Below are 21,802 nucleotides of genomic sequence, written 5' to 3' on the forward strand. Positions count from 1 at the left end.
AGGGAAATGGGGCTGTGGTAGCAGGGCGAAAGATATGGCAAATGAAAGGAGTGGAACCCTTCGCTCAAAGGGGCAAAAAGCTCCACTCGATTGGCGCAGATCTAGCTATACAGACGGTCCCAGCTTCGCTCGTTGTTCCAGTTCTCAGTGGGCTCGAAGTAGCCGGTGCCCGGCGCCAGGTGCTTCTTCACCTCATCCGGATTCGGCTCGACACCCAGGCCCGGCTTGTCCGGGACCACCGCCCAGCCCTTCTCGTACACCGGTTGGTCATTGCCCGTCACCAGGTTCTTCCACCAGGGGACATCGACTGAGTGGTTCTCCAGGGCGATGAAGTTTTCCGTCGCCGCCGCGCAATGGACGTTGGCCATGAACGAAATCGGCGTGCCGGCGAAGTGCATGGCCATCGCATGCCCCAGTTCCATCGCCGCGTCGCCGATCTTCTTCGTCTCCAGCAGCCCGCCGGAGGTCGCCAGGTCGGGCTGGATCATATCCACCGCATGATTCCGGCAGAGCTCGATGAACGGCTCCTTGAGGTAGATGTCCTCGCCCGTCAGGATCGGGATATCCACGGCGTTGGTGATCTGCTTCAAGAGTTCCGTCTGGGTCCAGGGAACCATGTCTTCGAGCCAGGCCATGTTGTACTTGGTCAGGCCTTTGCCCAGCCGGATACAGGAATTCACACCAAGGTGTCCGAAATGGTCCGCAGCGAGAGGAATATCCCAGCCGACCATCTCGCGGATCTGCCCGACGTAGTCGCACATCAGGCCGATACCTTTTTCCGTGATCTCCATGCCGGTGAACATATGCGGCACCAGCGTCGCGGAACGTTGATTCGTACCCAGAGGAGCTGAGACGCAGCCCGGGATGTTCTCCACGAGATCCACGCCCAGATCCATTTTGAGGAACGTGAAGCCCTCGTCGCGGCGCTTCTTCAGCCGCTCGCCATAGACTTTGGGATCGTGCGATTCCGTTGTGTCGCAGTAGAGGCGGATCTTGTCGCGGAACTTGCCGCCCAGCAACTGATAGGCCGGCACGTTGTAGGCCTTGCCCGCCAGGTCCCACAGGGCCATCTCCACGCCGCAGACACCGCCGGCCTGCCGCGCGTGGAAGCCGAACTGTTTGATCTCGCGAAAAATCCTGTCCACGTTGCAGGGATTCTTGCCCAGCAGCCGCGACTTCAGCATCAGGGCGTAGGTGACACTGGCGCCGTCGCGCACCTCACCATAACCTGAGATGCCCTGATTGGTATCGATCCGGATAATCGGCGCGCGCATCGGCGCACCGATGACATGGGCAAACCGCAGGTCCGTGATCTTCAGGTCCGACGGCTTGCCGGCCGTCTTGACGTTGTTCTGATAGGCCTCAATCGTGTCATTCGCCCAGAATGTGCCCAGGGCGGCCGTTCCGGCGGCACTCCCCAGGAATCCGCGGCGGCTGAGACCGCGCCGGTTCTTCCACCATTTTCGAGTCATCTCAATTCCCTCGCGGTTTCATCCGCATCTTCGAACCCTTCGACTCGGCGAATTTGTTGAATTCGTCAATCATCTTCTGCGACCACCCGGCATCGACTTCGCCCGGCGTGTACTTCTGCTCGCGCAGCATCTGGTGGCCCCAGTTGTCGCGCAGTTGCGTTAGTTCGCTCTCATCCGCCACCTTCTCGGCCAGATGTGCGGGGATGAACGTGATGCCGTCGGGATCGCTCACCACGATATCGCCGGGCAGCACCGTCACTTCGCCGATCCGGATGGGCACGTTGATGCCGGTCAGCATGGCCTCGGCGATGGCGCTGGGATGGAAGTCGCGCGTGTAGACCTGGAAGCCCGGGATCTCCAGGATGCCGGTTGGGTCGCGTACCGCGCCGTTGACCACGAGGCCGGTGCCGGTCTTCGTCATGATCGAGGTCGCCAGGTTGTCGCCGATGATGGTGCCGTCCTTGATTTTGCCGTAGAGGTCGACCACCATCACGTCATCTTTCACCAGGGTGTCGATCACCCAGGAGTTCTGCCCTCGCCCGACACGGCCTTCCTGCTTGCCATGATCGTTGATGAAGTTGTTGACGTCGGGCCGCAAGGGCATGAACTGAGCCGTCACCACGCGGCCCACCAGCCGCTTGCCGGGTGTCACATTGAGCGTCTTCCAGCCGCCCTCAAACTGCAGATGGTAGCCCGCCCCGCGCAGCGTGCCCCAAGCCTCTTCCGCGCTGGCGGTCTTCAGCCGCTGCACTACCTCATCCGGGACCTTGGGCCGGCCGTCGGGGAAGCGCTCCCCTTTCCATTCCCGCGTCAGGTCGACGCGTTGTTCCTTGCTGAACATGCCCAACTGCGCGAACAGCGGACATGCGAGCATAGCCGCTAGCGCGGCGGCAAGCGGTGCGAGTCGTTTCATACTTGCCTGTTCTCCTGTCTGTAATTTCAAAGAAGCAAGGCCGGAGGCCGGCCGATTACCAGAAATGATGATTGTGAGCGACCATGCCGGGCAGGACGTAGGCGTACAACGTCACGATGAGCCCTATCAGTGCCGCCAGGACCAGTCCGTGCTTGAAGACGGCCCGGAAGAGGTCGCCCTCCCTGCCCTCGATGCCCGCCGCGACGCAGGCGATGATCAGCGACTGCGCGCCCACCATCTTGCCCATCACGCCGCCCGTGGAGTTGGCCGCGGCCATCAGTACGGGGCTCAGCCCCAGCTTATTCGCAGTCACTACCTGCAGGTTGCCGAAGAGGGCATTCGAGCCCGCATCCGTGCCGCTGAGTGCCACGCCCATCCAGCCGATGAGCGTGCCGAATATGGGATAGAACACACCTGTCTTTGTCATGGCCAGTCCCATGACGGCGTCCATGCCGCAGTACCTCACGACATAGGCCAGGCAGATCATGGCCATGATGGCCAGGAATCCGGTGCGCATTCGATAGCAGGTCTTACGGAAGACCCGGAACGTGACGGGGATCGACAGGCCCAGGACAGGGCCCGCCACTACGCCGGCCAGGAAGGTGGCGGTGCCTACGGAGGCAAGCCACGCGAAGTCGAAGATTGCCGGCTCGTTTACGTCCGTGGTCACCACAGGCGCGGTCCTGGTCACCAGCAGATGCAGGCCCGGGACCGGCATCTTGACGCTCGTTTCGCTGATCATCTTCTTGACCGGCGGCAGGCCCCATAGGACGACGAACGCCGCGATCAGCAGGAATGGTGACCAGGCATGAAAGACCTGGGCGGTGGTGTACTTTTTCCAGACGATCTTGGCCTGGCTTCGCTCCTCGGCGAAGCGGAAGACCTCTTTCGGCTGCCATATCTTGAAGAAGACCGCGCAGATCAGCAGGGCGCCCATGCCGCTGACGATATCGACCAGCGAGGCGTCGATGAAGTTCGACCAGAAGAACTGCAGGCCGGCGAAGCCGACGCCCGCGGCCAGGCAGCCCGGCCACACCTTCCAGGTATCCTTCCAGCTCACCTGCGTCTTTACCATCCAGAAGGGGAGAATCAGTGCGACTGGCGGCAGGATGCGTCCCATGGTGGCGCTGAGATCCGATTCCGGCAGGCCCGTCACCGCGGCCAGCGTGCGCACGGGATTGCCCATGCCGCCCCAGGCCACCGGAGCCGTGTTGGCCATCAGGCAAACCACTGCCGTTTCGAATGGCCGGAAGCCGAGTCCGATCATCATGGACGCCGTCACGGCCACAGGCGCTCCGCCTCCGCCCGCCCCTTCCAGCACGGCGCCGAACGCGAAGGCAATCAAGAGCAGTTGCAGGCGCCGGTCATCCGTGAGCCCGCCGATGGAGCCCTTGATGGTCTCGAAATGGCCGCTCTCCACGGTCAGGTCATAGACAAAGACCGCGCCGACGACTACCCAGGCGATCCAGAAGGCAGCGTACACCGCACCATGCGCTGTCGCGCCCAGCACCATCGTGGGCGGCATGCGGAAGACCAAAAGCGCCACCAGAACCGCAGTTACGAGGCCCGAGATCGCTGCCCAGTGGCCGGCGATCTTTTTGATGGCGAGGAGGTAAAAGAGCACTAGTACGGGAAGCGCCGAGACGATCGTGGAGAGCGCTTCGTTGTTGAGTGGATTATAATTTTGAACCCAAGTCTGCATGGTGGGAGTAGCCCGAACGAAGCGGAATCTTATCACATGCCATCCCTGGGGATAACCGGTGAGCAGCGGTGGGCACGGGTAGCCGGGTTTGTTTCGAAAGCACGTTTGACGGCGGGTGTGGCCGGTGGCTTCGTTTCGTGGAGTTCCGGAAGCTGTTGGTTGCTGGGGGCTGGGTGGCCCGGCGCTGCCGGGACTGGGCGAGACGGATTGGGGCCGGGCTGCCGGATCGGACGACTGGTGGGGACCGGCTTGGGGTATCGGTCCTTCGTCTGGATGAGAAGTGGGCCGGTCAGGGGACCGGCTGCCGACGAGGGCGTCCGCCGTCCTGACGGGGTGGGCTCGACGGGGCGGGTGGGCTGGTGGCTTCGTTTCGTTGACGGGCTCGCTTAGTTGAGGCGGCGGCGGCCTTTCCGTTCCGCAGAGAGAAAAGAGCCGGTCAGGGGACCGGCTGCGGACGAGGGCGTCCGCCCTCCCGACGGGGTGGCTCGATGGTTCGGGGGCTGGTGGCTTCGTTTCGTTGACGGGCTCGCTAGTTGAGGCAGCGGCCTCCTTTCCATTCCGAAGAGAGAAGAGAGCCGGTCAGGGGACCGGCTGCGGACGAGGGCGTCCGCCCTCCTGGCGGGGGGGCTCGGCGGTTCGGGTGGGCTGGTGGCTTCGTTTCGTTGACGGGCTCGCTTAGTTGAGGCGGCGGCCTCCTTTCCGTTCCGAAGAGAGAAGTGGGCCGGTCAGGGGACCGGCTGCGGACGAGGGCGTCCGCCCTCCCGGCGGGGTGAGCTCGGGGGGCGAGCACACGGAGGGCTCGGCGGTTGCTGGCTGCGGCTCCCCGGAGGGGATTTACAGGTGAGGTTGTCAAGGAGCAGGGCCAGATGGGCTCCGACTGGTGATGCGACCGGCTGCGGAGTCTGCAGACGGCTTCGTTTCGTTGATGCTCCGCGGTTTCGTTGATGCCCGGCGACTTCGTTTCGCCAACAGGGCGCGACTTGGTGCTGGGGTGGTCTTCAGCGCTTCGAGACGTTGTAGAAGTTGGCCGGCAGTCCGTCTTCGCGGATCGGGTTGGTTTCGTTTCGTGGAATGCGGATCGGCTGGAGGTCGGCGAGCGGGTCCTGGTTGTCGGGATGGTTTGTCTCGATGCCGGTGGTGAGGTGTTCGAGGGCACGGCGCGGGCGGCCAAACCCTTCATAGAAGAAAAGTTCGTCGGTGTTGCTGGTCAGCCGGGTGACCTCGGCCAAGGGGACGTTTTCGCGGACGCCTTTGACGACATCGGGGTGCTGCTGGGCTAGAGCGGCGCGTTCGGTCTGGAGTTTGCCGAGCTCCCTGATGGCACGATAGAGGCCTCGTTCGAGGTCGCGGCGGTAACGGGCATAGCGGTCGAGTTGGGCGCCGTGCGGGTCGGTTTCGGCCAATGGGTCCGTTTCGGCGAGGATCAAGCATTCGAAGGATTCGATGCGGCGGAGGTTCCAGGTGTGAGTGAGGATGCGGTGGAAGATCTCCTCCTCGAGGCAGTTCGCGGGCCGGGTATCGAGGCGCAGGGACGCTTCGAGGGCGGTGAACGAGGCGCGGTCTTCGGGCGTGATGCTGAGGTGCTGGGCGGTGAAGCCGTGGCGACGGGCGTTCTGGGATGAGCGGGCCTTGCCTTGGATGGAGACGGGTCCGGTGGACTGTTTTGCGTTGGCCTGATTGGCGGTGATCTGAGCGGCGGTAGCCATGATGTCAAACTCCTTGTAAATGAAAATGGCCGGCGTAGGGGCCGGCGCGATTCCAGGGTAACTGGGAGTGTCAAGGGAAATTGGCCCATTTCTGGAAGCTTTTGTTGAAAAGAAACGAAATAAAGAGTTTCGGATGCGGTGACGGCCAATCGCTCAATACCGGAATTGGGGGAAAAGTGCGTTGGCTTGGAGGTGCCGGACGGCTGCCTGAGGGACTGCAGGGGTGCGACCGACTCCGCGCTTGCCAGGTTTGCGTCACAGGCTGGTTGGCGGCCTTTGGCTTCGTTTGGAGCGGCCAGGGTGATGGGGCGGCTGGAGCCGGCCGCTGCGGCGAGGACGGCCGGAATGCTGGCGGCCTGGCGGGCGCGCTCCTGGGCGTGGAAGGGGCGGAGGGCCTTCTGGACGGCGGTGATTCGGGCACAGATCCAGGCGTGGTAGCGGCCCAGGATTTGGAGGACCTCGGCGTGGTTCTGGTGAATCCAGAGCACGGCTTGGCGACGGGCTCCGTTGCTGACGCGGAGGGCTTCGGCCCAGAGTTTGGCTTCGAGTTGGAACAGGCGGCGCTCGTGGCCTCGGAGCATCAGGCGTTGGACGAACAGGGTGCGGAAGCGCGGGTCGGCGATGTCCTCCGTCTGCTCCAACGACTGTTGGTAGAGGCTGGCTTCGATGCCGGCAGGCAGGAGGTAGAGGCTGTCCTGTCGTCTCGGCCGGCTGGTGGCGCGTGGCGTGCGGCGGTGGCAACGGGTTCGTTTCGTCATGGCGTTGGATTTCAGTTTCAGGCGTCAGCGGGGTTTCGTCCTGGAGGTGCGGAGGGTGGCGAGATCGGCGCGGCTGCGGCGCCAGGAGCGGGTTTCAAAGTCCTGGCTCATGCGGATACAAGCGGCATCGCGGGCGCTCCGGTCTCGAATGGCGACGTAGGTAAGCGGGATCGGCGTTGGGGCACTCCTTCGTCACCGAATCCCAATCGCGCTCGATGGCCACGCAGAGGGCCGTCGTCTCGATGAGCGAGTACCGGGAGTTGCGCCAAAGTTCCTCGGCAATGGAGTCGGCCATGTGCTGTTCGAGGCGGGTGGTGGGGGCGACGTGCTGGTGGACGTCGTCGCGGAGGGCTTTGAAGAGGCCCTGGTCCTCGATGCAGGTGATGACGCTGGTCGAGTCGTCGCCCATGAGGAGAGCGTTCTCGGCGCTGGTGGTTGGCAGAAAGTGGCGCGAGGGCGTGAAGCCGTCGGCCGCCGGTTTGAAGATTTCCATGTGGTTGCTCCTTGGCGGAAGTTGTACTCCATAAGAGAAAGCGATTCTGGGGGCTGCGGCTGTAAGCGATTGGATGGAAAGCGAAGATAAATCCCGAGCGGCGGGCAATGAAGCTCGCTTAATGCTGGAATTGGGGGAGAAGTGGGGTAAGTGGAGGTAGATTCGCCTGGGCGAGGGTTGCCTTTGGAAGGCCGGGATTGGCCTTGGCCGGGCGTTGCCCTGCGACGTATTTGGAGATGGCCGGCGTGGCGGGCGATGCTGAGGACTGCTGGGGCGATGGTGAGAAAGTTGGGGACAGTTGCACCCGTCCCAAAGGGGTTTTCCTTGTGCTGATTGCAGACTCTCAGGTACTTTTTGTGGGATATGGCGCAGAGTTCGGCCTTCTGAGCGGATTGGGGGTGCCGTCGTGGGCTCGGCGACTGGCGGAGCAGTGGAAATGCGGAGGAGATCTGTCGGTGTTGAGCGAGTTCCTGAGTGATTTGCCCCAACTGGAGGCCGGGTTTTGCGGATTCGCGGTGGGACGGGTCAGGCTGTCGACGGCTCGCAGGCGCCGGTCATCCGTGAGCCCGCCGATGGAGCCCTTGATGGTCTCGAAATGGCCGCTCTCCACGGTCAGGTCATAGACAAAGACCGCGCCGACGACTACCCAGGCGATCCAGAAGGCAGCGTACACCGCACCATGCGCTGTCGCGCCCAGCACCATCGTGGGCGGCATGCGGAAGACCAAAAGCGCCACCAGAACCGCAGTCACGAGGCCCGAGATCGCTGCCCAGTGGCCGGCGATCTTTTTGATGGCGAGGAGGTAAAAGAGCACTAGTACGGGAAGCGCCGAGACGATCGTGGAGAGCGCTTCGTTGTTGAGTGGATTATAATTTTGAACCCAAGTCTGCATGGTGGGAGTAGCCCGAACGAAGCGGAATCTTATCACATGCCATCCCTGGGGATAACCGGTGAGCACCGGTGAGCACGGGTTGCCGTATTTGTTGCGAGAGCACGATTGACGGCGGGTATGGCTGGTGGCTTCGTTTCGTGGAGTTCCGGAGGCTGTTGGTTGCTGGGGCTGGGTAGCCGGGCGCTGCCGGGACTGGGTGAGACGAGTTGGGGCCGGGCTGCCGGATCGGACAACTGGTGGGGACCGGCTTGGGGTATCGGTCCTTCGTCTGGATGAGAAGAGGGCCGGTCAAGGGACCGGCTGCGGACGCGGGCGTCCGCCCTCCTGGCGGGGTGGGCTCGACGGTTTGAGGGGGGATGGTGGCTTCGTTTCGTTGGGTTGCGGCCACGCTTGGAACTTGAAAAGTGAAGAGAGCCGGTCAGGGGACCGGCTGCGGACGAGGGCGTCCGCCCTCCTGGCGGGGGGGCTCGGCGGTTCGGGTGGGCTGGTGGCTTCGTTTCGTTGACGGGCTCGCTTAGTTGAGGCGGCGGCCTCCTTTCCGTTCCGAAGAGAGGAGAGGGCCGGTCAGGGGACCGGCTGCGGACCAGGGCGTCCGCCCTCCCGGCGGGGTGAGCTCGGGGGGCGAGCACACGGAGGGCTCGGCGGTTGCTGGCTGCGGCTTCCCGGAGGGCATTTACAGGTGAGGTTGTCAAAGAGCAGGGCCAGATGGGCTCCGGTTGGTGATGCGACCAGCAGATGAGTCGGATGACGGCTTCGTTTCGTTGATGCTCCGCGGTTTCGTTGATGCCCGGCGACTTCGTTTCGCCAACAGGGCGCGACCTGGTGCTGGGGTGGTCTTCAGCGCTTCGAGACGTTGTAGAAGTTGGCCGGCAGTCCGTCTTCGCGCATCGGGTTGGTTTCGTTTCGTGGAACGCGGATGGGTTGGAGGTCGGCCAGCGGGTCCTGGTTGTCGGGGTGGTTCGTTTCGATACCGGTGGTGAGGTGTTCGAGGGCGCGCCTTGGGCGGCCATAGCCTTCGTAGAAGAAGAGTTCGTCGGTGTTGCTGGTCAGGCGGGTGACTTCAGCCAATGGGACGTTTTCGCGGACGCCTTTGACGACATCGGGATGTTGCTGGGCGAGGGCGGCGCGCTCGGTTTGGAGTTTGCTGAGTTCCTTGATGGCGCGATAGAGGCCGCGTTCGAGGTCGCGGCGGTAACGGGCATAGCGGTCGAGTTGGGCGCCGTGCGGGTCGGTTTCGGCCAATGGGTCCGTTTCGGCGAGAATGATGCATTCGAAGGATTCGATGCGGCGGAGGTTCCAGGTGTGGGTGAGGATGCGATGGAAGATCTCTTCTTCGAGGCTGTTCGCGGGCCGGGTATCGAGGCGGAGGGAAGCTTCGAGGGCTGTGAACGCGATACGGTCTTCGGGCGTGATGCTAAGGTGCTGAGCGGTGAAGCCGTGGCGGCGGGCGTTCTGGGATGAGCGGGCCTTGCCCTCGATGGTGACGGGTCCGGTGGACTGTTTTGCGTTGGCCTGGTTGGCGGTGATCTGAGCGGCGGTAGCCATGATGAGAATCTCCTTGTAAACGAAAATGGCCGGCGTAGGTGCCGGCGCGATTCCAGGGTAACGGGGGGAGTCAAGGGAAATTGGCCCATTTCTGGGGGCTTGTGTTGAAAAGAAACGAAATAAAGAGTTTCGGATGCGGTGACGGCCAATCGCTCAATACCGGAATTGGGGGAGAAGTGCGTTGGGCGGCAGACGCAGGGTGGCTTCCTGGGAGACTGCGGGGGGTCGGCAGGCTCCGCGCTTGCCAGGTTTGCGTCAAGGACTGGGTGGCGGCCGTTGGCTTCGTTTGGAGCGGCCAGGGTGATGGGTCGGCCGGAGCCGGCCGCGGCCGCGAACACCGCAGGGGTGCTGGCGGCCTGGCGGGCGTGCTCCTGGGCGAGGTAGGGGCGGAGGGCCTTCTGGACGGCGGTGATGCGGGCACAGATCCAGACGTGGTAGCGGCCCAGGATCCGGATGACTTCGGCGTGGTTCTGGTGAATCCAGAGCACGGCTTGTCGGCGGACTCCGTTGGTGGCACGAAGGGCTTCGGCCCAGAGTTTGGCTTCGAATTGGAAGAGGCGGCGCTCGTGGCCTCGGAGCATCAGGCGGTCGATGAAGAGGGCGCGGAAACGCGGGTCGGGGATGTCCGCCGTCTGCTCCAACGACTGTTGGTAGAGGCTGGCTTCGATGCCGTCAGGCAGGCGGTAGAGGCTGTCGTGGAGGCTGGGCGGGCGGGCGGGGCGGGCGGCGCGGCGGTGGCAACGGGTTCGTTTCGTCATGGCGCTGGTCTCCGGTTTGGGACGTTAGCGGGACTTCGTCCTGTAGGTGCGGAGGGTGGCGAGGTCGGCGCGGCTGCGGCGCCAGGAGCGGGCTTCGAAGTCCTGGCTACTGCGGATGCAGGAAGTGTCGCGGGCGCTCCGGTCGCGCACGGCGACGTAGGTCCGGTAGGCGGGATCAGCGCTGGGGCACTCCTGGGTCACCGATTCCCAATCGCGCTCGATGGCGACGCAGAGGGCCGTCGTCTCGATGAGCGAGTACCGGGAGTTGCGCCAAAGTTCCTCGGCAATGGAGTCGGCCATGTGCTGTTCGAGGCGGGTGGCGGGGGCGACGTGTTGGTGGACGTCATCGCGGAGGGCTTTATAGAGACCCTGGTCCTCGATGCAGGTGATGACGCTGGTCGAGTCGTCGCCCATGAGGAGAGCGTTCTCGGCGCTGGTGGTTTGCAGAAAGTGGCGCGAGGGTGTGAAGCCGTCGGTCGCCGGTTTGAAGATATCCATGTGGTCGCTCCTTGGCCGAAGTTGTACTCCATGGGGGCAAGCGATTCAGGGGGGAACGGCCGTAAACGATTGGATGGAAAGAGAAGATAAATCCTGAGCGATGGGCAATGAAGGTGGTTTAATGCCGGAATTGGGGGAGAAGTGGGGTAAGTGGACGTGGATTCGCCTGGGCGAAGGTTGCCTCTGGGAGGCCGGGATTGGCCTGGGCCGCACGCTTCCCGGCGAAGGACTTGGAGATGGCCTGCGTGGCGGGTCATGCTGAGAACGCCTGGGGCCATGGTGAGAAAGTTGGGGACAGTTGCACCCGTCCCAACGGGGTTTTCCGTGTGCCAATTGCAGACTCCCAGGTACTCTTTGTGGGATATGGCGCAGAGTTCGGCCTTCAGACCGGATTGGGGCTGCCGTCGTAGGCTCGGCGTCTGGCGGAGCAGTGGAATTGCGGAGGAGATCTGTCGGTGTTGAGCGAGTTCCTGAGTGATTTGCCCCAACTGGAGGCCGGGTTTTGCGGATTCGCGGTGGGACGGGTCAGGCTGTCGACGGCTCACCCCGAGACGGGGACGACGACTTTCACGTATGACGCGCAGGGCCGCGTCTCGACCAAGGTAGACGCCAAGAACCAAAAAGTCGAGAATGTCTATGATGCGTATGGACGCGTGACGATGGTGAAACGCTATCCGGTGTCGACTGGGGCCGAAGACGTGAACCAACGGACGACGAACACCTACGACTACGACGGGTCGAACTCCTCCACCCGCAATCTGTGGGGGCGGCTGGCGGCCGTGACGGTCCCGAACTCCGTGACGGAGCACTACAGCTACACCTCGGCCGGGTTGTTGACCAGCAAGGCGTCCGACTTCGGCGGCGGCATCTACATGGTGCCCACCGTCGATTACTCCTACGACACCGAGGGCCGGATGACGCAGATGGTGTACCCGCAATATGGGCACCTGGTGCCGCCGTCCTCCTACGCGATGTACTCGCAACGGCTGACTTTGAACTACAGCTATGACTCGGTGGGGCAGTTGCAGGGGATGACGGCGGGCAGCGGCTCGGGGACCAATCTGGTGACTTCGGCCACCTACAACGCCGCCGGCCAATTGCTTTCGCTCAACCGGCCGAACTCCGTAACCGTGGATACGGCGACGGAGTTGCCCTCGGGCAGCGGCGGACTCTCGGCGGAGACGTTCCAATACAACGGCCGGAATCAGCTCACGAGGCAGACCTTCCTGTACTCGGACATCGAGTACCGGTTTTCGGCGACAGCGAACGACGGGCGGCTGACGCAGAAGAAGAACTGGATCAGCACGGAGGAAGAAAACTACACCTACGACTCGCTCGGCCGGTTGGCGACAGCCTACACGACGGGTCCGGAGTGGGGTTTGTCCTGGGTGTATGACGGATTCGGCAACAGGCTGCAGCAGAATGTGACGAAGGGGACGGCCCCGTCGACGGTGCAGACGGTGAACGCGGCGACGAACCGGCTGAACGGCGCAGGGTTCGCCTACGACTCGAATGGGAACATGACGGACTGGTCGACGCCGTCCGGGTCGGTGACGGCTTCGTACGACATCGACAACCGCATGACGCAGATCACGACGCCGAGTGTCTCGGAAACGTACAAATACGGCCCAGGAAACCTGCGAGTGAAAAAGTATCAGGGCGGAACGTGGACGTACACGGTGTATGGGCAGGGCGGCGAGGTGCTGGGGACCTACACGCTGTGCACGGCAGCCGGGACATCGTTTCTGTGCGATGCGCGGCTGCGGGTGTACTTCGGCGGCCGGCCGATACTGAATGGGTGGACGGGGGTGAAGCCGGATCGATTGGGGAGCCCGGATGGGACGCATGGCCGGGTGTATCCGTATGGAGAGGTATCGGGGTCGGTGTCGGTGGATCAGGACGAGACGTTCACGACCTACAAACGGGACGTCTCGACTGGGCTGGATTATGCTCAGAACCGGTATTATGCGGCGGCTTGGGGGAGGTTTACTGGTGCTGATCCGGGGCCCTCTGCCATCACAAATCCTGACTCCTGGAATAGGTACACCTACAGCTGGGGTGATCCAATTAACATGAATGACCCGAATGGGCGACTACCGATTTGGATTGGCATTCCTTATCCGATACTTGATCCAACTGCTGTTCCCGCACTCACTGAAGTCATGATGAATTACATTTCTCTCGAAAGAACAACAAACAATCTTCGTAATATAGCGCGGACATACGGCATAGACAAGTTGGCACCCACTTGCGTTAGCGCATTTAAAGACATTGAAGTAACATCGGCCGGACTAGCAGCGCTAAACATAAAAACCAAATACTACAACATTGAAGCTGATGAAGGCGCGATATCAATTCAGGAAGCAACGGGGCTCACCGTGGAAGGATTCACAACACTGAGCGAGTACACCGAGATCGCAGATGGCCTTGAATTGCGGGCCTTTTCCTTCGTCGGACAAACGACAAATGCGGTATTCATAGCACATCGGTTTTGGGATAACGAGAATCAATACGGACAAAGCTTATCAACGTTGCTTAAGCAGGGAAAAACGCTAATTCACGAATTGCTTCATTTGATTACGGGGCTAGACGATGTTCCATTAGCAAAGCGGCTACGCATTTCTGGCGCACAAGACCTTAAGGATACAGAAGCACATAAAGCTATCGCCTCGGAGCTAATTAAAAACTACTTAACTGGAGATTGTGACCCGTTCTTTCTTGACCCAAAGCAATAACGCGAAAGCAAGTACGTTAAGATAGCCTTTGAGTCAACAATATGAATATATCGACACCTCTCCATTTGCCGAGTCGAGCATGTCCACAAGTGGCGCGCCGTCCGGCTATTTTAAAACACTTGACACTGGTTATGCTAATTCTCGGCGTCCACGTTATTGCTGCGCCGGCCCGAACCACAGCGACGATCATATCTACTACCAATGTGTGCGCAAAGGTTGAGAATGTCTCATGGAGTGGTCTCGCCGAGCGAGAAGTCATTCAGATCGCAATGGCTTTCATTGCGGATTGCGGAAACAGACAGTTTCGGTATCTTCGATCATCCAGCTTTACGAAGTCACAACACCAGTCCGGCCCTGCAAGACCGGGCACTCTTGAGCATTTTGTCCAAGATGTAAACGATTTGACAGCTCAACGTGGGTGCCAATTGGAGGTACTTGCGATTGAAGCAGACGCCGCCGTACGCTGGGTTTGCTCCGACAGAAGCAACGGTAGGCGTATTATTCATGGCATGGATCCATTTCAGATAGCAGGGGGGGACTTATTGTTTACCATGGTTGCAGGGAAAGGGGAATTGCCTAATAATATCTTCACCGCCTATGTTTTAAGACCTGCACCCGAACTTATTGCATGCAGGAGAGCAGTAGAGCGCTTAAGAACTCTCGACGATACGATCGATTGGCGAATATATATAGTAACTCAACCTTGGCAATTTCAAGATGTCATCGCCGCATCACGGAATCCTAACCTATTGCTATTTAAACCTCCACTGACCCCTCCGGAAATTGCGAGTTCGGTCATGTCTGCTTTTTATTTCTCCACTACGAAAACAATCGACACGTGGGTGTCAAATGACTTTCGTAGCAGAACAAGAGGAGATAGATAGAAATAAGTAGATGGAAATGAGGCTGGAGCCCCTATTGCCAAGTGTTCGATCGTTCCTGGCGGCTGTATCGGTTCCGGGTGCGGTGACGGAGCACTACAGCTACATGGCTGCGGGACTGCTGACGAGCAAGGCTTCCGACTTCGGCGGCAGCTCCTATATGATTCCGACAGTCGATTACTCGTATGACAACGAGGGCAAGGTGACCCAGATGGTCTATCCGCAGCACGGGCGCCAGAACACCCCCACGACTTACGACATTTTCCCGCGGCTGACGCTTAATTACGGAAACGGGACAGCCTGGCGTGCACCTTTTGTAAGCCACAGTAACAGAAGGAGTTACTGTGGCAATCTACTCACCGAACGACGCCAGAACGCCCGAAGTCCAGTAGCCTCCAACCTCTTTCTTGTCGAGGAACTTACATCGATGTAATAACATACAGGAGTTCATCACGCTCTCCCTCCGCACGCGGCGTACTCCGAAGTACATAATCAATCCTTCCAAATTGCCGCTGGGACGGGTCGCGCTCTCATAGGCAGACGAGTTCGGAGAGCGGAAGTCGCACATGCCGGAACTGAGCCCCCAGCGCGTCTCGACCAAGGTAGACGCCAAGAACCAAAAAGTCGAGAATGTCTATGATGCGTATGGACGCGTGACGATGGTGAAACGCTATCCGGTGTCGACTGGGGCGGAAGACGTGAACCAACGGACGACGAACACCTACGACTACGACGGGTCGAACTCTTCCACCCGCAATCTGTGGGGGCGACTGGCGGCCGTGACGGTGCCGAACTCCGTGACGGAGCACTACAGCTACACCTCGGCCGGGTTGTTGACCAGCAAGGCGTCCGACTTCGGTGGCGGCATCTACATGGTGCCCACCGTCGATTACTCCTACGACACCGAGGGCCGGATGACGCAGATGGTGTACCCGCAATATGGGCACCTGGTGCCGCCGTCCTCCTATGCGATGTACTCGCAACGGCTGACTTTGAACTACAGCTATGACTCGGTGGGGCAGTTGCAAGGGATGACGGCGGGCAGCGGGTCGGGGACCAATCTGGTGACATCAGCCACCTACAACGCCGCCGGGCAATTGCTCTCTCTCAACCGGCCGAACTCCGTGACGGTGGACCCGGCGACGGAGCTGCCTTCCGGCATGGTGGGTCTCTCAGCGGAAACGTTCCAGTACAATGGGCGGAATCAGTTAACGGAGCAGACGGGCCTGGGCACGGACATCAATTGCCGGTATTCGTCGACAGCGAACGACGGGAGGCTGACACAGAAAAAGAACTGGGTGAGCACGGAGGAGGAAAACTACACCTACGACTCGCTCGGCCGTTTGGCGACAGCCTACACGACGGGTCCGGAGTGGGGTTTGTCCTGGGTGTATGACGGATTCGGCAACAGGCTGCAGCAGAATGTGACGAAGGGGACGGCCCCGTCGACGGTGCAGACGGTGAACGCGGCGACGAACCGGCTGAACGGCGCAGGGTTCGCCTACGACTCGAATGGGAACATGACGGACTGGTCGACGCCGTCCGGGTCGGTGACGGCTTCGTACGACATCGACAACCGCATGACGCAGATCACGACGCCGAGTGTCTCGGAAACGTACAAATACGGCCCAGGAAACCTGCGAGTGAAAAAGTATCAGGGCGGAACGTGGACGTACACGGTGTATGGGCAGGGCGGCGAGGTGCTGGGGACCTACACGCTGTGCACGGCAGCCGGGACGTCGTTTCTGTGCGATGCGCGGCTGCGGGTGTACTTCGGCGGGCGGCTGATACTGAATGGGTGGACGGGCGTGAAACCGGACCGTCTGGGGAGTCCGGATGGGACGCATGGCCGGGTGTATCCGTATGGAGAGGTTTCGGGGTCGGTGTCTGTGGATCAGGACGAGACCTTCACTACCTATAAACGAGACGTCTCGACCGGGCTGGATTATGCTCAGAACCGGTATTATGCGAGTTCATGGGGGAGGTTTACCACGGCGGATCCGTACCGGGCTAGCGGGGGGGCGGGGAATCCGGGGTCTTGGAATCGGTACGCGTATGTGGAGGGAGACCCAGTAAATCACATCGACCCGAAGGGACTTCAAGCAATGAACCCCGGATATGTATGTCCATACTTTGACCCAGAACATTGGCTTACCTGCTACTTTACAGATCCCAGTCCGGGAGGTGAGCCTGGGGTTGGGCCCGGCCCTGCGCCTCCACCAGAATCTCCGGATCCAGTCCCAGCTGATCCCAACTACATAAACAATCAAATCGTTGCAGGAGTTCGGGCGCAGTCATCTTCACTCTTAAGATCAAATACGGACTGTGCCGGCCTATTCGGTGCTTTCAGTGATTCTGCAGCTCAGTTCATGGACCAAGTCCCCATCGTCCTAATCTCTTCTGCGGCAGTCCCCGATGCAAAACCAGGGACTGGCGGGTTTACGAGTCATGATAGTGGTGGTGCTATATTTTTATTTACAAATCGTTATTTCTTTACTAATTTACTGGAAAACGGAACGCCGGCAACGTCTGCACCAGTATTCAATGGTCTGAGCATGAATGAGATGCAGCAGACAATTTTGATACACGAACTACTGCATTGGATCGGAGTCGTAGGGGCAGATGCCGACCCCAATCAGCAAATAACTCTTCCCAGCGGTGAGACGGTTTCTGGCTCAGAAGGAGTAACCATGGCCGTAAAATCGCACTGTTTTGGCAAATGAAACAAGCATTCGAGAAGGTGGAGATTGCATGACGTTTAACTTACCACTCCTCAGACTAGCGAGTGCGCTGATAGCGTTCGGCCTTGGAGCTGAAGCGAGCCAACTTCAGCCGGCGCAATTCACGTTCGCCGGAAAGGTATCTGACTTAGCAGGTTCTCCCGTAGCTGGAGCAGTTATTAAGATCGAGCCAATTGATCATCAATTTGAAAACATAACTATTCACGCGAAGAACGGGCGATATGTATCGCCCCCCTTGCCTGATGGCGCATATGCACTAACAGCAACTGCTCCCGGTTTCTTGACTGTTAGCTATTCCCAGCTGAAGGTCGCCTTTCCCCGGACCATTGAATTTGATATAACCCTGCGAACAGGCCCCGTGCTAGAAGGCGAAATAGGCGCTGAAGACCCTAGTCGGCGCTTTTTCGGCGTGCTTCAGAGGGACAAATTGACCATCTCTGGTGCCAAAGTGTGCCTCCGCCGGGGAGAAAGTGTGAGTTGTTCACTGACCAACTCGCTAGGGCAGTACTTCCTGAAGGTGTCGCCCGGCGTCTATAGTGGAACCGTTGAGGTGAATGGCGAAGTTGTCTTCTCCTCTCAATTAGACTTAGGCGCACCTGGACAATATCAAAACCGGATTCGGCTCAAGTGATTGCGGCTTGTTCCTTCGTATCGTTCCACAATTAAGGCCTCCAGGAATGAGGACACTGATAATTCCTCGGGAAACGGGACAGCCTGGCGTGCACCTTTTTGTAAGCCACAGCAACAGAAAGAGTTACAGTGGCACTGTGCTCACCGATGACGCCAGGAAGCCCTAAGTCCAGTAGCCCGCCAGCCTCCTTCTTGTCGAGCAACTTACTTCGATGTAATAACATACAGGAATTCTTCACGCTCACCCTCCGCACGCGGCGCACTCCGAAGTACACATTCAATCCTTCCAAATTGCCGCTGGGACGGGTCGCGCTCTCACAGGCAGACGAGTTCGGAGAGCCGAAGTCGCCCATGCCGGAACTGAGCCCCCGCGCGTTTCGACCAAGGTAGACGCCAAGAACCAAAAAGTCGAGAATGTCTATGATGCGTATGGACGCGTGACGATGGTGAAACGCTATCCGGTGTCGACTGGGGCCGAAGACGTGAACCAACGGACGACGAACACCTACGACTACGACGGGTCGAACTCCTCCACCCGCAATCTGTGGGGGCGGCTGGCGGCCGTGACGGTCCCGAACTCCGTGACGGAGCACTACAGCTACACCTCGGCCGGGTTGTTGACCAGCAAGGCGTCCGACTTCGGCGGCGGCATCTACATGGTGCCCACCGTCGATTACTCCTACGACACCGAGGGCCGGATGACGCAGATGGTGTACCCGCAGTACGGGCACCTGGTGCCGCCCTCGTCCTATGCGATGTACTCGCAACGGCTGACCTTGAACTACAGCTATGACTCGCTGGGGCAGTTGCAGGGGATGACGGCGGGTAGCGGCCCGGGTACTCAATTGGTTAGCTCTGCCACGTATAACGCGGCGGGGCAATTGCTTTCGCTCAACCGGCCGAACTCCGTGACCGTGGACCCGGCGACGGAGTTGCCCTCGGGCAGCGCCGGACTCTCGGCGGAGACGTTCCAATACAACGGCCGGAATCAGCTCACGAGGCAGACCTTTCTCTACTCGGACATCGAGTACCGGTTTTCGGCGACAGCGAACGATGGGCGGCTGACGCAGAAGAAGAACTGGAACAGCACCGAAGAAGAGAACTACACCTATGATTCGTTGGGGCGGGTGGCGACGGCGTACACGACGGGTCCGGAGTGGGGCTTGTCCTGGGTGTATGACGGATTCGGCAACCGGCTGCAGCAGAATGTGACGAAGGGGACGGCTCCGTCGACGGTGCAGACGGTGAATGCGGCGACGAACCGGCTGAACGGGGCGGGCTTTGGCTACGACTCGAATGGGAACATGACGGACTGGACGACGCCGTCGGGGTCGGTGACGGCTTCGTACGACATCGACAACCGGATGACGCAGATTGTGACTCCGAGCTTGACGGAGACTTACAAGTACGGGCCGGGGAACTTGCGGGTGAGGAAGTCGCAGGGCGGGACGACGGTGTACACGGTGTATGGGCAGGGCGGCGCGGTGCTGGGGACCTACACGATGTGCACGGCAGCCGGGACTTCGTTTCTGTGCGATGCGCGGCTGCGGGTGTACTTCGGCGGGCGGCTGATTCTAAATGGGTGGACGGGGGTGAAGCCGGACCGGTTGGGGAGTCCGGATTTCGTTCATGGGCGAGTGTATCCGTACGGGGAGGTTTCGGGGTCGGTGACGGAGGATCAGGACGAGACGTTCACGACTTATAAACGAGACGTCTATACGGGGTTGGATTATGCCCAGAATCGGTATTATGCGAGTGGCTGGGGGAGGTTTGCCACGGCGGATCCGTACCGGGCTAGCGGGGGGCCGGCGAGTCCTCAAAGCTGGAACCGGTATGCGTATGTGGAGGGTGACCCAGTGAATTTTGGGGATCCGGCAGGAACGAACAAAGCTGCTCCCGATTCACCGGATGTGATCAACGGATGCATAAAGTCAGCGACCACTTGGGACGAGCTCGCGTGCAGGCAGAATGGAGGCCAGCAGGAGTCTGGCGGCGGGGGCTGGTCCTTTGATCCAATGACCGGAATGCCCGCCGCACTGCAAGCAGCGTATGACTCATATTCCGCGATGGTTACCGAGGCATTTATTGATAGAGCTGCCAAGGGATTTAAAATTACCTCTACGATTATTTTTGACGACGACACTACCTCGGAGCATTCACACGAAGGACAGTTCGATCAAGTCAAAACTAATCTCCTCAGTCTATTCCAGGCGGGACTTGATGTCGCTGGTTTAGTCCCTGGCATCGGCGAAGTTGCCGATGGGCTCAACGGGGCTATCTACTTAGCGCAGGGGGACTGGGGAAATGCCGCTCTCTCGGCGGCTTCAATGATTCCAATTGGTGGGCAATTGGCGGGAGGAACTCGCATTGCAAAGCGCTTTGTTTCACATGAATCGGCGCTAATCGACCTGGCTAAGCAATTCAAAAGAAGAGGCCTCAATTCGCAAGAAGTGGACATAATGAGAGACTGGGCGAAGGAGTATGGGGTATACTTCAGGGGGCCAGAGGCTCACCCCAATCGCAATTTCACGATCCCTCATGTCCACATTGGCCCGATTGACCATATACCAGTGAGGCCATAATTCCTGACGGCTTACCGCCTGCTCATTGCTGAATGTGTGGGTTCGCATATGCTTGGCATGCTCAGTACACGCGGCATTGCAGACCGATAATGATAGGATATAATGGACTGCCTTAGAGGCGGTACTCAAAGTAATGAATATAGCTAGATCGCTCTCGTCCGACAGGTGGAGCGCCGTATGCACATTGATTTGTCTTGGTGCAGCCTCGATCAATTTGCAGGCCAGGATCATCCAATCCCAAGATGCAATGGGCGAACACAGCGCACGCCTTCCTATGGTGAGTAAAGGTGAGGTGTGCTAGAGTGAGCAATCAGCGTCGCTACTCGTAGCTCGCTGGTGTGGCGTCCGCAAAATGAGATATGTAATTGCGATCATCGATGTGTCTCCCGGACCATCACAAGTTCGCGCAAATGGTGCGTCACCGCCCTGAATTGGTTTCGCGGCCGACAGAACTACCGCCAAGCTAACGAAGAGAAGTTCGCACGTACTTTGATGAAGAAAACCGCTCGATCCGCTTTCACGCGACTAGCCGGGTTGACATGCGATTGACACCAGACAAGAAACCTGATTCGATGACCACTCTGGCGGGCTCCAACTCTGGCAAGATGGGAGATGTGATGTCTTCACGTCTGGATCACAGATCGGAAAGCTCTTTTGCCGGCCAGGACACGTGGGTGTCAGTCGTTGCCCGCGGCAAGATGACGCTGGCGCCCATCAATGGCCTTCACGGCGAATTATGCTATGTGCGGCGGCAGTTGTTCCCTGCAGTTGTGACTTTGGGATGGTGGGCAATTTGGGGTAGACATGGCGATAGCACGACGGATTACACGGAGGCCATGAGTAAGAGATGAATCGTAACCTTATAGCACTCTCGAATGGCAAAGAAACATTTATTCAAACAGTGAAAGCCATTTGGGGCGACGCAAACCGCTTCAGCCTCACAGTCCAATTGCAGCTAGGAACATCGGAACACCTCGATGCCTTTTTGGACAGTCTTGTCCCATGGTTAATATGTGAGACGGAAACCAATCATTGGCCTGGAACGGTTCTATATGGCGCAAAGGCAAATGTGAGGTTTTATCGATGCACGCCCCACTCACTCTCAGCGATCGTCGAGCAGGCAGGCAGATGGTTTTGGCTTCAACCAGAGATGCCAGAAGATCTGGCCATTTACAGGAACGATGGCAGTGTTATATTTGAGTCAATATGTCACGAAGAAGACGTGTTACTTCACTTCACAGAGGAAGAGTTCATCGGTCTCCCTTTGTCTATAAGAGAGAAAATGGTTCAAACGGGGCGACAATCAGGATGAGAACCGCTCTCAAAGTGGGCTTCCACTATTAGTGGAACAGAAGCGGGGAATCGGAAACGGGACAGCCTGGCGTGCACCTTTTGTAAGCCACAGTAACAGAAGGAGTTACTGTGGCAATCTACTCACCGAACGACGCCAGAACGCCCGAAGTCCAGTAGCCTCCAACCTCCTTCCTGTCGAGCAA

14 protein-coding genes are annotated in these 21,802 nt (G+C 59.5%); 6 read left to right on the plus strand and 8 right to left on the minus strand.

From position 1 onward, the window contains the following. Positions 1-101: 101 nt before the first annotated feature. From IRI77_RS15845 to IRI77_RS15880, 8 genes are all read right to left on the minus strand, one after another. Complete coding sequence (locus IRI77_RS15845; protein WP_194453015.1) at positions 102-1,472, minus strand: mandelate racemase/muconate lactonizing enzyme family protein; 1,371 nt, start codon at positions 1,470-1,472, stop codon at positions 102-104. Between the two features lies 1 nt (position 1,473). Further along, positions 1,474-2,385: an RraA family protein gene (locus IRI77_RS15850; RefSeq protein ID WP_194453016.1), complete on the minus strand. Its 912-nt coding sequence runs from the start codon at positions 2,383-2,385 to the stop codon at positions 1,474-1,476. A gap of 55 nt (positions 2,386-2,440) precedes the next feature. After that, positions 2,441-4,087, minus strand: coding sequence for an L-lactate permease (locus tag IRI77_RS15855; RefSeq protein ID WP_194453017.1), 1,647 nt, complete (start codon positions 4,085-4,087; stop codon positions 2,441-2,443). A 998-nt stretch (positions 4,088-5,085) separates the two neighbouring features. Further along, positions 5,086-5,793: a hypothetical protein gene (locus IRI77_RS15860; protein ID WP_194453018.1), complete on the minus strand. Its 708-nt coding sequence runs from the start codon at positions 5,791-5,793 to the stop codon at positions 5,086-5,088. Between the two features lie 852 nt (positions 5,794-6,645). Further along, complete coding sequence (locus tag IRI77_RS15865; protein ID WP_194451262.1) at positions 6,646-7,044, minus strand: hypothetical protein; 399 nt, start codon at positions 7,042-7,044, stop codon at positions 6,646-6,648. Positions 7,045-7,387: 343 nt separating this feature from the next. Beyond that, on the minus strand, positions 7,388-7,936 hold the full coding sequence (locus IRI77_RS15870; RefSeq protein ID WP_194453019.1) for an L-lactate permease: 549 nt from the start codon (positions 7,934-7,936) through the stop codon (positions 7,388-7,390). Between the two features lie 837 nt (positions 7,937-8,773). Then, a complete protein-coding gene (locus IRI77_RS15875; protein WP_194453020.1) occupies positions 8,774-9,481 on the minus strand; it encodes a hypothetical protein in 708 nt (235 codons plus the stop codon). A 782-nt stretch (positions 9,482-10,263) separates the two neighbouring features. Next, entirely contained in the window at positions 10,264-10,737 is a 474-nt protein-coding gene (locus IRI77_RS15880) for a hypothetical protein (RefSeq protein WP_194453021.1), read from the minus strand. Between the two features lie 458 nt (positions 10,738-11,195). Between IRI77_RS15880 and IRI77_RS15885 the strand changes: the two genes are divergently transcribed. From IRI77_RS15885 to IRI77_RS15910, 6 genes are all read left to right on the plus strand, one after another. Continuing rightward, positions 11,196-13,472, plus strand: coding sequence for an RHS repeat-associated core domain-containing protein (locus IRI77_RS15885; protein WP_194453022.1), 2,277 nt, complete (start codon positions 11,196-11,198; stop codon positions 13,470-13,472). 894 nt (positions 13,473-14,366) lie between these two features. Continuing rightward, positions 14,367-14,786, plus strand: coding sequence for a hypothetical protein (locus IRI77_RS15890; RefSeq protein ID WP_194453023.1), 420 nt, complete (start codon positions 14,367-14,369; stop codon positions 14,784-14,786). A gap of 133 nt (positions 14,787-14,919) precedes the next feature. Next, a complete protein-coding gene (locus tag IRI77_RS15895; RefSeq protein ID WP_194453024.1) occupies positions 14,920-17,076 on the plus strand; it encodes an RHS repeat-associated core domain-containing protein in 2,157 nt (718 codons plus the stop codon). Positions 17,077-17,104: 28 nt separating this feature from the next. After that, positions 17,105-17,725 carry a carboxypeptidase-like regulatory domain-containing protein gene (locus IRI77_RS15900; protein ID WP_194453025.1) on the plus strand — a complete coding sequence of 207 codons (621 nt, stop codon included), beginning with the start codon at positions 17,105-17,107 and terminating at the stop codon, positions 17,723-17,725. 442 nt (positions 17,726-18,167) lie between these two features. Further along, positions 18,168-20,306, plus strand: coding sequence for an RHS repeat-associated core domain-containing protein (locus tag IRI77_RS15905; protein WP_194453026.1), 2,139 nt, complete (start codon positions 18,168-18,170; stop codon positions 20,304-20,306). Between the two features lie 847 nt (positions 20,307-21,153). Next, entirely contained in the window at positions 21,154-21,618 is a 465-nt protein-coding gene (locus IRI77_RS15910; RefSeq protein WP_194453027.1) for a hypothetical protein, read from the plus strand. The last annotated feature ends 184 nt before the right edge of the window (positions 21,619-21,802 follow it).

The sequence above is a fragment of the Paludibaculum fermentans genome (assembly GCF_015277775.1).
Taxonomy (GTDB): domain Bacteria; phylum Acidobacteriota; class Terriglobia; order Bryobacterales; family Bryobacteraceae; genus Paludibaculum; species Paludibaculum fermentans.

Excerpts from the sequence above, each read along its gene's own strand:
- IRI77_RS15860 (WP_194453018.1), bottom strand. The coding sequence starts at position 5,793 with ATGGCTACCGCCGCTCAGATCACCGCCAATCAGGCCAACGCAAAACAG.
- IRI77_RS15900 (WP_194453025.1), top strand. The coding sequence starts at position 17,105 with ATGACGTTTAACTTACCACTCCTCAGACTAGCGAGTGCGCTGATAGCG.
- IRI77_RS15855 (WP_194453017.1), bottom strand. The coding sequence starts at position 4,087 with ATGCAGACTTGGGTTCAAAATTATAATCCACTCAACAACGAAGCGCTC.
- IRI77_RS15895 (WP_194453024.1), top strand. The coding sequence starts at position 14,920 with ATGCCGGAACTGAGCCCCCAGCGCGTCTCGACCAAGGTAGACGCCAAG.
- IRI77_RS15870 (WP_194453019.1), bottom strand. The coding sequence starts at position 7,936 with ATGCAGACTTGGGTTCAAAATTATAATCCACTCAACAACGAAGCGCTC.
- IRI77_RS15845 (WP_194453015.1), bottom strand. The coding sequence starts at position 1,472 with ATGACTCGAAAATGGTGGAAGAACCGGCGCGGTCTCAGCCGCCGCGGA.
- IRI77_RS15875 (WP_194453020.1), bottom strand. The coding sequence starts at position 9,481 with ATGGCTACCGCCGCTCAGATCACCGCCAACCAGGCCAACGCAAAACAG.
- IRI77_RS15880 (WP_194453021.1), bottom strand. The coding sequence starts at position 10,737 with ATGGATATCTTCAAACCGGCGACCGACGGCTTCACACCCTCGCGCCAC.
- IRI77_RS15905 (WP_194453026.1), top strand. The coding sequence starts at position 18,168 with ATGGTGAAACGCTATCCGGTGTCGACTGGGGCCGAAGACGTGAACCAA.
- IRI77_RS15890 (WP_194453023.1), top strand. The coding sequence starts at position 14,367 with ATGGAAATGAGGCTGGAGCCCCTATTGCCAAGTGTTCGATCGTTCCTG.
- IRI77_RS15910 (WP_194453027.1), top strand. The coding sequence starts at position 21,154 with ATGAATCGTAACCTTATAGCACTCTCGAATGGCAAAGAAACATTTATT.
- IRI77_RS15865 (WP_194451262.1), bottom strand. The coding sequence starts at position 7,044 with ATGGAAATCTTCAAACCGGCGGCCGACGGCTTCACGCCCTCGCGCCAC.
- IRI77_RS15850 (WP_194453016.1), bottom strand. The coding sequence starts at position 2,385 with ATGAAACGACTCGCACCGCTTGCCGCCGCGCTAGCGGCTATGCTCGCA.